Raw genomic sequence first — 12,210 nt, 5'->3', positions numbered from 1 at the left:
TCTCTCCGGGTTCCGGTGTGAACACAAACGGGCGGAAATGAAAGCGCAAACAGTTGAATAATGGAGGGAATGGAATGACACTTCAATTGAATCAAGCCATAGGAAAGGTTCCGCCTAACGGTAATCCGGTGGTTGCAAATCGATATGGGGCCGATCCGTATGCCCTGGTATTCGGAGACCGGGTCTATTTGTACATGACCCATGACGCGCTGGAGTATGACGGGACCGGTGCAATAAAAGAAAACACATACAGCAGTATCAATAAAATTGCTGTTATCTCCTCCAGTGACTTAGTCAACTGGACCGATCATGGCGAAATTGCAGTTGCGGGGCCGGAGGGGGCAGCCAAGTGGGCTACCCAGTCCTGGGCGCCTGCGGCAGTCCACAAGGTGATGGAAGGCAAGGATAAATTCTTCCTGTATTTCGCCAATAATGCCAGCGGTATCGGCGTTCTGACGAGTGACAGTCCGGTGGGACCATGGGTTGACCCGATTGGTGAGGCACTTATTTTACGTTCCACTCCGGGAGTAGAGGATGTAACCTGGCTGTTCGACCCGGCGGTTCTGGTAGATGATGACGGCCAAGGTTACATCTATTTCGGAGGCGGGGTACCGGAAGGAGAATATGCGGAGCCCGGTACAGCACGGGTGATGATGCTGGGAGATGACATGACCAGCGTAGTGGGTACTGCTGAGGTTATTCCTGCCCCGTTTATGTTCGAGGATGCCGGCATACATAAACGGGAAGGCGTCTATTACTATACCTATTGTTCAAATTTTTATGATGGGGAACGGCCGGAGGGCAGTCCTCCTGCGGGAGAGATTGCCTATATGACGAGCGACAAACCGATGGGACCCTGGACATATCATGAGACGATACTTAAGAATCCGGGACATTTCTTCGGAGTGTCAGGCAATAACCATCATGCCATTTTCCAATTTCATGATGAATGGTATATCGCCTATCACGCACAGACCTTGTCCAAAGCACAGGGGATTGCGAATGGCTACCGTTCGACGCATCTGGGCCGCCTTTTCCATAATGAGGATGGGTCCATTCAGGATGTTGAAGCAGATTATAAAGGTGTGCAGCAAATCCAACCTTTAAACCCATATCAACGTGTACAAGCGGTGACCATAGGGTGGAGCGCAGGCATAAAGACGGAATTTGAGACAGCCGCAGGAGAACGGCTTGTGACGGATATTGACAATGGCGACTGGATCGGGTTATCCGGGGTCGATTTCGGAAGTAAAGGTGCCGCAGCATTCAGTGCCTCTGTCATAAGCCTTGAGGGCGGCGGTACGATTGAACTGCATCTGGATGATCCTGCAGGTCTGTTGATTGGGAAACTGCCTGTTCCTGCCGCTAACATTCCGGGGAATCCAATGGAGTTAAAAACGGAGGTTGCCGGAGTCGAGGGGACCCGCGACCTGTACCTGGTGTTTACAGGTAGTACAGGGACGCCATTATTCAAGCTTGTATCATGGCAGTTCATGCAGTAGAGGAATTCATCCAGGGAGGTACAATACAGTGAATACCGCTACGCTTACTAATCCCATTATGTGGGCGGATGTTCCGGATGTTGACGTAATCCGGGTCGGCCCTGCATTCTATATGGTCAGCACAAGTATGCATTCCATGCCGGGCTGTCCGATTATGAAATCGGTGAACCTGAAGGATTGGGAAATTGTAAATTATGTATATGAAACCTTTGAGGATAATGATGCCCACCAGCTTCTGGACGGAAGAGGTATTTATGGAAACGGTTCATGGGCGGCATCTCTCCGTTACAAGGACGGGGTATTCTACGTTTGTTTTTCATCCAATGACATGGACCGGTTCTATATCTACCGCACGGAGGATATTGAACATGGAATATGGGAGCGCTCGGTGATACCGGGACTTCACCATGACCCGGGCTTGCTGCTGGATGACAACGGCCGCAACTATGTGATCTACGGTAATGGGGATATCCTTATTAAGGAGCTGACGGAAGATCTTACAGCTGTGAAGCCGGGTGGGACCGATCAACTGCTGCTCGAAGGCGAAAGGAAAGACATCGGTCTGCGGATCGAGGGCTGTCATGCGTATAAGCTGAACGGTTATTACTATTTGTTCTTTATTGAATGGCCGCAAACCGGAAATATGCGCAGACGTCAAATCTGCTACCGCTCGCGGGAGATTCTGGGTCCCTATGAACGGGAACTTATTCTGGATGATGATCTGGGCTACCATAACAAAGGTGTGGCGCAAGGCGGCATTGTCGATACCCCGGATCATGATTGGTATGCTGTGCTGTTCCAGGATCATGATGCTGTGGGGCGGGTTCCCTGTGTGCTTCCTGTGAGCTGGGAGAACGATTGGCCGGTTATCGGGATTAATGGCTCCATTCCCCGAGTGGTTGAGACAAAGCTTCCTGTTGCGGAACCGAAGCCTCTGGTAATCAGCGATGAGTTCGACTATGCGGCCAACCGCCTGGCCCTGAACTGGCAGTGGAACCATAATCCTGACAATGGGCTGTGGTCTGTAACAGAGCGGCCGGGCCATCTGCGCCTCCGCACGGGTCCATTAACAGACAGCATTCTATTTGCACGCAATACGCTGACGCAACGTACGGAAGGTCCGGCCTGCAGCGCGGAGACAGTGGTAGAGACTTCGGGGATGAAGCCCGGTGACCGGGCAGGATTGGTTGCCCTGCAGAATGGGTTTGGCACGATAAGGGTTGCAGCCGGGAAGCCGGGACAGTTCAGCATTGACATGTGTGTTAACGGCGGCGAAGGCCGCGAGGAGACGGTGGAGAGTATCGTGTATACCGGTGAGCGGGTTTATCTCAAAATTGACTTCAATTTTGAGGATAGCCTCGACCAGGCACAGTTCTTCTATTCGGAAGACGGGACAGCATGGAAGCCCATCGGCCGGATGCTGCATATGAAGTACACGCTGGATCATTTTATGGGATACAGAATTGGACTGTTTAATTATGCGACTCATCAGTCTGGCGGTTATGCGGATTTCGATTATTTTCATTATCATAGGCGGAATTAGGGCTAGGTCTGCAGACGTACAGAGCTAACTATGCCACAAAGTACAACAAAAAGGGCGGCCGCGTATGGACCGCCCTTTGCATTAGAGATAAACTGCTTAAGACTCTGGTTCTGGAGTTAGGGTCTGGCGCCTCTAAGGTTCTGCCGGAATCTTTGGCTCTTTGGAGGCGAGGGTTTCCCGGTAAGCCTTGGGGGAGTAACCCGTAAGCTGCCGAAACTGTCTGCAGAAATGCTCTACATTTGCATAACCGCAAAGCGTTGCGACCTCGGCAATTTTATGCGGACCAAAGCCAAGCTTTTCCTTGGCCAGCCGAATTCGGCAATGAATGACATCCTCCATGCAGGAGATACCGAAGGTAGATTTGTATATCGTTTGCAGATAGCCTGCGCTGATATGCAGATGCTCTGCCATTAATGAAACGGTCCAAGGATGGCCGGGGTTATTGTAAAGAGTCTTGCGCAAGTTCAGAAGATTATAATATTGCGGGCTTAGCTTGTCTTGGGACGCTTCGCACAGCTTATTGAAGATTAATCTAAACAGGTAGTCAATGGAAAGCTCCCGGTAGTCATTCTGAAAAGTATGCTCATAGGTCAGCAGCTGAAACAGCTGATGGCAATAGCCGGGGTCTGGAAGCGAGAAGGGAACACCAACAGGCAAAGTGGTTTCTGTAATATAGGATTCGTCCGCATCGAAACGGACCCAGTCGTTAACGTACTTATTGGAACAAGCACGGTAATAGATAGTGTGCTTAGGAGGATAAAGAATAGCAGAGTGGGCCGGAAATTCTTTTAATTCTCCGTTCACTTCAAACAACGCCGCAGTTTGTGTGAGCACCAGAAGCCAGGCATCATGGCCCTCGGGTATACTGAACACAAAATCGTCAGGATGAGTAGCGTCAAATTCGACATAGTGGATCTTGGGCATCAGCTTCTCCTTTCTTTGGATACATCAACTATTGGACTGGATATATCATTGTTTGGGATTCACCATTTTTCTATAATTATAGTGTAAATCAAGGGTTTTTGGAAATGCTTATGAATTTTATTTTTGATATGCGAGTATCCGGTCATTATAAAATATCAATAATGAAGAAGTATGATGTGCTGATATTCAGAGAGGAGTAACGGGATGTTAAGAGAAGTGCGTGTTGAAAATGGTATTGTTCAAGGACTGCCGGCGGCAGATCCGCGTATTACCAGCTTTAAGGGGATTCCGTTTGCAGCCCCGCCTGTAGCGGAGAACCGCTGGCGTGCTCCCCAGCCTGTCCAAAACTGGAACGGAAAATTGAAAGCGTTTGAATTTGCCCCAATTTCAATGCAGGCTCCGACGGTCATAGATGTGAATAATATCTATACCCGCGAGTGGGCGGTCGATCCGGATCTGCCCATGGATGAGGATTGCCTGTATCTGAATGTCTGGACACCGGCTCTCAGCGCAGATGAGAAGCTCCCTGTCTTTGTATGGTATTTTGGCGGAGGACTTCAGGTTGGCCATACGGCTGAAATGGAGTTTGACGGCGAACGCATTGCCCGCAGGGGGATTGTTGTTGTGACCATCAATTACCGGCTGAACGTGTTTGGCTTTCTGAGCCATCCCGAGATCACTGCCGAATCCCCCGATGCTCCAGCGAATTTCGGACATCTGGATCAGCAGGCGGGCACGCAGTGGGTGAAACGTAATATCGCTGCTTTTGGCGGAGACCCGGATCAAATCACAATAGGAGGACAATCGGCCGGTGGCGCAAGTGTGCTGAGCCAACTGATCTCGCCGCAGAATGATGGATTGTTTCAGCGGGCCGTGATTATGAGCGGCCTCTTTACCCCGCTGTATCCGAACAACCCCATGCCTCCGCTGGACCGTACCCTCAGGCAGGCTGAGGAGGAGGGGGCAGCCTTCTTTGAATTTATGGGGGTGTCTACGCTGGAAGAGGCCCGCAAGCTGGAGGCTGTATATATCCGCGATAAAATGCTGGAATACGGCAGCTTCTGGGGAACGGTAATAGACCAGATGTACTGTCCCGGTGATCCTTATGAGCTTCTTTTGAAGGGGCAGCACCACAAAGTGCCGGTCATGCTGGGGAATACCGCTTCCGAATTTATCAGTGTTCCAGGCGCCGGCAGCGTGGAGGAATTCAAAGCCATGGCTGCAGAAATGTTTGGCGGGGAAGCCGAAGAATATCTTAAGCTATGCGCCGTAGAGACAGGAAATCTGGAGGAATTGCTCCAAAAGGCTTCCGTGAACAATATAGAATATGCGGTCCGTGTTGCCATTAAGGCCAACAGTAATTCCGGCAGCGGTGTTCCGATGTACTATTACACATTTGATGCCGACATTCCGGGCTGGGATGACCCCGGAACCTTCCATTCGGTGGATCTGTGGTTCCACTTCGAAACGCTGGCCAAATGCTGGCGGCCTTTTGTGGGCAAGCATTATGATCTTGCCCGCCAGATGTGCAATTATCTTGCCTATTTCATTGGCACAGGCGATCCGAACGGCAAGGATTCCACTGGTGAGCAGCTGCCGCTATGGAAACCATGTACGCAGGAAGCACCTTACGGCATGGTTTTCGCGGACAAGGCAGAAGGGGTGGAGGAGCCGCCGGTTGAGGTTATGCAATTTCTGGTCGAGCAATATTTCAAGCGTAATCCAATCATAGAGGAGAGAGGAATGAACGGAAATGAACGGGAGTAAGCAGGATTATAAGATGCAGACAGCACCGGCCGGATATGACAAGGAGAAGGAAGGCATTGCCCGGGGAACGATCCGTACGATAGAATATCCTTCCAGAACGGTAGGCAATACCCGGAAGGCGATGGTATATACGCCGCCCGGCTATTCCGCCGGGCAGGAATACAGTGTCTTGTATCTGCTGCATGGGATCGGCGGGGATGAGACTGAGTGGTACAATCACGGCAAACCCCAGATCATTCTGGACAATCTGTACGCGGAGCAGATGCTGAAGCCAATGATTGTGGTCCTTCCGAACGGGCGGGCGATGCGGAATGACCGGGCGGAAGGAGATATTTTTGCTCCCGACAAGATACAGGCCTTCGAAACCTTCGAAACGGATTTGCTCGAAGATCTTATCCCTTATATTGAAGCGAATTATCCGGTCCTTACGGACCGGATGCACCGTGCCATTGCGGGGTTATCCATGGGCGGGGGGCAAACCCTGAATATCGGCCTGAACAATCTGGACCGGTTCGCCTGGATCGGGGCGTTCTCTCCGGCTCCCAATACGAAGCTGCCTGAGCAGTTGCTTCCGGAGCCTCAGAAGAGCGCAGAGCAACTCAGCCTGCTATGGTTATCTTGCGGGGATCTGGACAATCTTAAGCATGTCAGCGACCGGACGCATGCGTATTTGTCGCAGCATTCCGTGCCTCATATCTGGGTGGAGGAAAACGGCGACCATGATTGGCCGGTCTGGAAGAACGGCTTATATCAGTTCTCCAAGCTTATTTTTTAGCTGACGGCTCCAGGGTATCCGCTGCCTGCAGCCGTATATAAAACGAAAAAGGGCGTTCCCGGCAGACCATTATGGCTGCCGGGAACGTCCTTTATTTTTGAAGAATATGAATTTAGATGAGCAGGCTATACGCTAGTGTTTATTGTGACAATGAACTACTTATTGGCGACGGCATCGGCACGCATTTTAACGATTTTTTGTGCTCTTTCCGTATCTACGGCAAAGACATCATTCCAGCCGAGACCGGTTACATCGCTCTTCAGCTTGGTCCAGAGCTTATCGAATTCTGCCTGATCCTTGGCGAATATCATTTTCCAGGATGTGTTCTTCACATAATCCGAGATCTGGCTCCGTTTATTCTTAATATCCGAGGAATCCGACCCGAGACTTGTATTAATATTTGGCACGATATCGATCATATTGTTTTTCTGATAGTATTCGGTCGGAGTGATTGCATTATATGTCTTCTGCCACTCTGTAGTCAGAACGGTCTTGTTCGCTTCTATGGTTGAGCTCCAATAGGTATTGTTATAGAATTCCTTCGTATCCGGATCTATTACAAAATCGCTCATGATCATAGTGTTGAGCTTGCTTTGGCCATCCTGGTATCCGCCGCCGCCGTACTCTTCAGGAACAGGAGTATTGTCTTGGAAGGCCGTTTGTCCTACTTCAGTCAGCTTGAACTTGCCATCTGCCGTCTTTTCATAATTGAAGCCTTCGAATCCATTGGTATAGTAGCGCAGTCCTTCAGGAGAGGCCAGCCAATCCATGAACTCAATGATTCTTTCTGGATTTTTTGCCTTTGAACCCACTGCAAATACTCTTCCGTTCCCGAAGTAAGCATCACTATTCTGGATAATATGGGTGTCGGCGATCGGAATGGCCACATTACCGTCGCCTTTATTGCCTCTTTCAATCGTATTGTAGAAGCCTCTTTCCCATGAATACCATAAGAGCAGAACCTGTTTATTAGTCAGCTTCTCAGAGACCTTATTCCAGTCCTGGGATGGCGAATCAGGGTCAACCAGCCCCATTTGATTGGCGTCATAATAGAACTTAAGGATTTTCTTGTACATACTGTTATCGTCAACAAGCGGAACAATATCGCCTTTTGCATTTAGCTGTAAGGTTGAGGTTCCGTCTGGCTGTTCATAACCGTACCAGTTACTGAGCCAGCGTACATTTTCCATACTTCCGTTGTCCCAGTCCTTCCACAAGGTAATAGGAACGATCGGCTTACCGTCCGGTGTCTTGGGATATTTCTCCTGCATCTGCTTCAGTGCATTCAGAAGATCAGTCAGATTGTTCAGCTTGGGAGCCCCTATTCCCTTGTAATAATCCCAAGGCATAAGCGGACTGGAGTAGGGGAGTTCTTCCGAGAATGTTGTCGGGGAAGTATCGGATGTAAAGGTCGGCAGCGCATAAATCTTGCCATCCGGATTGATGCTTTCGAATGCCGCATTGAAAGGCTTGAAGTGATTGTCCACATATTTGGACAGGTACTCCGTATTTTTGATCTTATCGGTGATATCCATAATCATACCTGCCGGAATGAGTTCCTCCAGCTGGCTGTTATCAATAATCAGGAGGTCTCCCAGATCTCCCGATGCCGACCTTGTCTTGTACAGCTGATCGCCAGCAACCTGAGGAGACAGAATATTTAGGGTGATATTGAACTTGTCTTTAATCAGTTTGCCATACCATCCGGTCTGCTCCCCCTGATAATTTGCCGCGTTGTCAAACACGGTAATGGTCAGCGGTTTGCTGTGGTCGATTCCTGTAGCCGGAGTAGATGACTCGGTTGCTGTACCTGCATCAGGCGACTGTGTTGCTGTACTTGCATTGTTGGAATTGCTGCTGCACCCGCTTAATGCAGTTGTTAACAGAAGTATAGCAGTGCCAAGCCACATTGAGGATTGTTTCGCCAGCTTAATGTTTTTACTCATTTACAGCCCCCCAAATGATTAATTTATCATCATGTGCCAATTAACCTTTGACTGCACCAATGATAATTCCTTTTACGAAAAATCTCTGGAAAATCGGATACACCAGCAAAATAGGCGCGACAACAATGATCGTAACGGTCATGCGAATCGATGTGGTGGTTTGCTTGGTGGACAGACTGGCCATGGCGGTGGAACCGGCATTTTGCAGATTGACCATGGTGGATAAGGAACTGGCCTGATTGATGTAGTTATACAGAATAAACTGCAAACTGTACAATTTGGTGTCTGTAACCAGCAATAGCGTATCCTGAAAGGAGTTCCATTGGTTCACTGCCGAGAATATGGCGACAGTCGCGAGTATCGGCTTGCTGATAGGCAGGATGACCTTGTAAAAGATCGTTATAATCCCGGCACCGTCAATACTGGCTGCCTGTTGCAATTCCTTCGGTGTGGATTCCACAAATGTCTTCACTAGGATGATGAAAAAGGGAGCTACGATGGACGGCAGTACGTAGGCCAGGAAACTGTTGGTGAGGTGCAGGGATCTCATGGTCAAATACCATGGGATAATACCAGCGTTGAAGAACATCGTAATAATGGTAAACCGGTACCAGAATTTTTTCCCCCACATATCCTCCTGGGCAAACATGAATCCCAAAAAGGCGGAGGCCCCGACCGTCAAAAGTGTGCCTATTACCGTTCTCCCCAAAGAAATGACAAATGCATTCCACAGACCCGGTATTTTAAATACGTCAACATAGTTCTGGAAATGGATTCCCTTCGGCCAAAATGCAATTTCGCCTTTGGCACTGAGATCGTTGGCGCTTATGGTATTGATGATGATGGAGTAGAACGGATATACGCATATAAATGCAAAGAGAGAAAACAGGACATAGATCACAGCAGAAATCACTTTGTCGGTTGGACTGACCTGCATTTTAATTTTTTTGGAGATGCGGCTGTTGCTTTTCTTGGCATTCGGCGCCAGCTCTGTCTGGTGGTCACTCATACGATGCCCTCTCCTCTTAACAATTTGGACAGTCCGTTTACGGAAAAGAGCAGCGCAACACTAATCAGGCTTTTCAGCATACTGATCGCAACGGAAACGGAATAGCTCCCGCCCCCCATGGCCAGATTGTACACATATAAATCCAATACTTGTATGGTGTCTTTGTTGAAGGCATTCTGGAACACAAAATATTGCTCCAATCCATTGTTCAGGAAGCTGGCAATTTGGAGCATTAACAGTACAAAATAAGTCGGCAGCATACTTGGCAAAACCACATGCCGGATGACCTGCATTCTTGTAGCACCGTCAACATAAGCGGCTTCATAAAGAGACTCATCAATCCCCATAATTGCCGCAATATACAAGATGGCCGACCAACCGAGTGATTTCCAGGTGATCCATACCCACATCGTAATCCAAACATGTTCTGAGTTCTGAAGGAAGAGTACAGGAGAATCAATAAGCCCCATCTGGCTCAAAAATCCGTTGACGACGCCTTCACTGGAGAACATGGAGAATGCCAGGGAATAGACCAGTACCCAGCTGATAAAGTTCGGTAGGGTAGTTACAGTCTGGATAAATTTGCGGAAACGGACGGCTTTGATCTCTGTCAGGAAAATAGCGAAGATCATGGGGAGCCAGGAGAAAAGAATACTCAGCCCGCTAATGCCAAAGGTGTTTTTGATGACCTGGAGCAGCTGATCGACCTTCACCTGGTTTTCTACCAAGGAATGAAACCATTTGAAACCGACAAATGGCGCTTTGGACAGCGGAATCGGCGGCATATAATCAAAGAATGCATAGACCCATCCATAGAGCGGGTAGTATGCAAAGACAGCCAGTAAAACCATAAAAGGTGATATATACAGGAATTTCCGTATCGAATTGCTTCTCATGCTGTGACTACGCATAGGTTCTCTACCCCCTTTGTATAATTGGAGTTTATAACAGGGCTGCTCTGCCCTAAAAACCTACTGGCCGGTATGCTCTCCTCCTTCCCTTAGACATTGACTCCTTGCCGGATGCCTAATTTTAACGTTATGTTGCACCTATCATTTCATGGTGGTAACGCTTACATAACTATGCAACTATAATAAGTTATTGATTTCTTTCAAACAATGACCAATCCTCACGACTTATTGATCTATTATTAGATAAAACCGTTAAGGTGCAGCTGTACCCCTTAAAAATTTACATAAAATTGAATAATTTAAATTTATTAGAGTGATCGGCTCTTCAGGAGAAAAGCAACAAATGTACATGTGAAAGCAACGCCAAGCTATAGATCGAAAGAGTCGTCTATGATTAAATACATAAAGAATAAGCATCTGTTTTTACACTTAATCTACGGGTTACACGAAAGGATGAATACTTTGATGAACAAGCAACAACTCGGCTTGACGCCACCTATGGGGTGGAATTCCTGGAACACCTTTACATGGGATATTAACGAACAGCTTATCCGGGAAGCCGCCGATACACTGGTTGCAGAGGGGTATAAGGATGCGGGTTATGAGTACATTGTAATTGATGATTGCTGGAGCCTGAAGGAAAGGGACAAGGATGGCAGGCTGGTTGCCGATCCGGTCAAATTCCCGAATGGAATGAAGGCGCTTGCAGATTATATCCATTCCAAGGGTTTAAAGTTTGGGATGTACTCTTGTGTAGGAACACATACCTGTGCAGGATATCCCGGAAGCTTTGAACATGAATTCCAGGATGCCGAATTACTGGCAGAATGGGGCGTAGACTTTTTGAAGTATGATTACTGCTTCAAGCCCAGACACATCTCAGGGGAGCTGCTGTACAAACGGATGAGTCTGGCACTCAAAAACTGCGGAAGAGACATTCTGTTCTCGGCATGCAATTGGGGTGAGGACAATGTATATCACTGGATCCGCGAGTCAGGCGCCCATATGTACCGGTCCACAGGAGATATTCAGGATAGCTGGGATTCTATCAAGGGTCTGGCTTTGTCACAGCTTGATAAAGCGTGTTATACAGGAGCTTATTGCCATAATGATATGGATATGCTGGTTGTTGGTATGTACGGAGGCAGCAACAGCGACTTTATCGGAAGTCAGGTCGGGGGTTGCAGCGATGTGGAGTACAAGACCCATTTTTCGTTATGGAGCATGATGGGATCTCCGCTGATGATTGGCAGCGACATCCGTAAAGCCAATCAGGTAACCAGGGATATTCTGATGAACGGGGATTTGATTGCCATCAATCAGGATGTGGAAGGCCGCGGTGCTTATCGCATCAAGCCGGAACCGCAATGGTTTCATGCGGATGATGTGTTTATGCTGGTGAAAGTGTTAACTGACGGAGACGTTGCTATCGGCTTCTTTAATTTAAGCGATGGTCAAAGGGAAATCTCGCTGCAATTCTGGGATATCGGACTACCTTATGCTTCCGGAAAATCGCTGTCGTTGTATGATTGCTGGACGCATCAAGAAATAGGTATCTTTAAAGAAAGATATGCTCCCGTAGTTCCGGCTCATGATTGCCTGATTGTGCGGGCGAAATTAGTGTAAAGGGATCATGAACATGAATAGGACATGCAGAGCCTGCGGAGTTCCCTTAATGACGGATGATGTAGCGATATACCTTAAGCTTGTTACACGAAATGCCCAAGATTTCCTGTGTATAGACTGTCTTGGCGAGCAGCTGAAATGCGGCCGCGGCCCCATTGAGAAATTGATCAAATATTTCCGGGAATCCGGGAATTGTGTGCTGTTTCG

Annotated in this window: 9 protein-coding genes; 5 read left to right on the top strand and 4 right to left on the bottom strand. The window is 48.4% G+C overall.

Translation table 11 applies throughout. From position 1 onward, the window contains the following. Positions 1-74 precede the first annotated feature (74 nt). On the top strand, positions 75-1,502 hold the full coding sequence (locus tag L6H70_RS14930) for a glycoside hydrolase family 43 protein (RefSeq protein WP_236334410.1): 1,428 nt from the start codon (positions 75-77) through the stop codon (positions 1,500-1,502). A gap of 28 nt (positions 1,503-1,530) precedes the next feature. Further along, positions 1,531-3,045, top strand: coding sequence for a glycoside hydrolase family 43 protein (locus tag L6H70_RS14925; RefSeq protein ID WP_236334408.1), 1,515 nt, complete (start codon positions 1,531-1,533; stop codon positions 3,043-3,045). A 132-nt stretch (positions 3,046-3,177) separates the two neighbouring features. On the opposite strand, the gene L6H70_RS14920 is transcribed toward L6H70_RS14925, so the two are convergent. Continuing rightward, positions 3,178-3,969: a helix-turn-helix transcriptional regulator gene (locus tag L6H70_RS14920; protein ID WP_236334406.1), complete on the bottom strand. Its 792-nt coding sequence runs from the start codon at positions 3,967-3,969 to the stop codon at positions 3,178-3,180. Positions 3,970-4,173: 204 nt separating this feature from the next. On the opposite strand from L6H70_RS14920, the gene L6H70_RS14915 reads away from it, so the two are divergent. Together L6H70_RS14915 and L6H70_RS14910 are read left to right on the top strand one after the other, a co-directional pair. Continuing rightward, on the top strand, positions 4,174-5,736 hold the full coding sequence (locus tag L6H70_RS14915) for a carboxylesterase/lipase family protein (RefSeq protein WP_236334404.1): 1,563 nt from the start codon (positions 4,174-4,176) through the stop codon (positions 5,734-5,736). After that, positions 5,723-6,511 carry an alpha/beta hydrolase gene (locus L6H70_RS14910; protein WP_236334402.1) on the top strand — a complete coding sequence of 263 codons (789 nt, stop codon included), beginning with the start codon at positions 5,723-5,725 and terminating at the stop codon, positions 6,509-6,511. The genes L6H70_RS14915 and L6H70_RS14910 overlap by 14 nt, the downstream gene beginning before the upstream one ends. 155 nt (positions 6,512-6,666) lie before the next feature. Here L6H70_RS14910 and L6H70_RS14905 read toward each other — a convergent pair whose 3' ends face one another. The 3 genes from L6H70_RS14905 to L6H70_RS14895 are packed head-to-tail and all read right to left on the bottom strand — an operon-like array spanning position 6,667 to position 10,377. Next, positions 6,667-8,457 (bottom strand): type 2 periplasmic-binding domain-containing protein, encoded by a 1,791-nt coding sequence (locus L6H70_RS14905; protein WP_236334400.1) that lies wholly within the window; start codon positions 8,455-8,457, stop codon positions 6,667-6,669. Positions 8,458-8,497: 40 nt separating this feature from the next. Beyond that, on the bottom strand, positions 8,498-9,466 hold the full coding sequence (locus L6H70_RS14900) for a carbohydrate ABC transporter permease (RefSeq protein ID WP_236334398.1): 969 nt from the start codon (positions 9,464-9,466) through the stop codon (positions 8,498-8,500). After that, on the bottom strand, positions 9,463-10,377 hold the full coding sequence (locus tag L6H70_RS14895) for an ABC transporter permease subunit (protein WP_236334395.1): 915 nt from the start codon (positions 10,375-10,377) through the stop codon (positions 9,463-9,465). The genes L6H70_RS14900 and L6H70_RS14895 overlap by 4 nt, the downstream gene beginning before the upstream one ends. Positions 10,378-10,842: 465 nt before the next feature. Between L6H70_RS14895 and L6H70_RS14890 the strand changes: the two genes are divergently transcribed. Continuing rightward, the gene (locus L6H70_RS14890; protein ID WP_236334393.1) at positions 10,843-12,003 is read left to right on the top strand and encodes a glycoside hydrolase family 27 protein; all 1,161 of its coding nucleotides are present in this window, start codon (positions 10,843-10,845) and stop codon (positions 12,001-12,003) included. Positions 12,004-12,210 lie beyond the last annotated feature (207 nt).

It is taken from the genome of Paenibacillus auburnensis, assembly GCF_927798115.1.
GTDB lineage: Bacteria > Bacillota > Bacilli > Paenibacillales > Paenibacillaceae > Paenibacillus_AQ > Paenibacillus_AQ auburnensis.
This window is presented reverse-complemented; position numbering and strand designations above follow the sequence as displayed.

What these genes read in the sequence shown, in the direction of transcription:
- L6H70_RS14930 (WP_236334410.1), top strand. Translation starts at nt 75, where the DNA reads ATGACACTTCAATTGAATCAAGCCATAGGAAAGGTTCCGCCTAACGGT.
- L6H70_RS14920 (WP_236334406.1), bottom strand. Translation starts at nt 3,969, where the DNA reads ATGCCCAAGATCCACTATGTCGAATTTGACGCTACTCATCCTGACGAT.
- L6H70_RS14915 (WP_236334404.1), top strand. Translation starts at nt 4,174, where the DNA reads ATGTTAAGAGAAGTGCGTGTTGAAAATGGTATTGTTCAAGGACTGCCG.
- L6H70_RS14910 (WP_236334402.1), top strand. Translation starts at nt 5,723, where the DNA reads ATGAACGGGAGTAAGCAGGATTATAAGATGCAGACAGCACCGGCCGGA.
- L6H70_RS14905 (WP_236334400.1), bottom strand. Translation starts at nt 8,457, where the DNA reads ATGAGTAAAAACATTAAGCTGGCGAAACAATCCTCAATGTGGCTTGGC.
- L6H70_RS14900 (WP_236334398.1), bottom strand. Translation starts at nt 9,466, where the DNA reads ATGAGTGACCACCAGACAGAGCTGGCGCCGAATGCCAAGAAAAGCAAC.
- L6H70_RS14895 (WP_236334395.1), bottom strand. Translation starts at nt 10,377, where the DNA reads ATGCGTAGTCACAGCATGAGAAGCAATTCGATACGGAAATTCCTGTAT.
- L6H70_RS14890 (WP_236334393.1), top strand. Translation starts at nt 10,843, where the DNA reads ATGAACAAGCAACAACTCGGCTTGACGCCACCTATGGGGTGGAATTCC.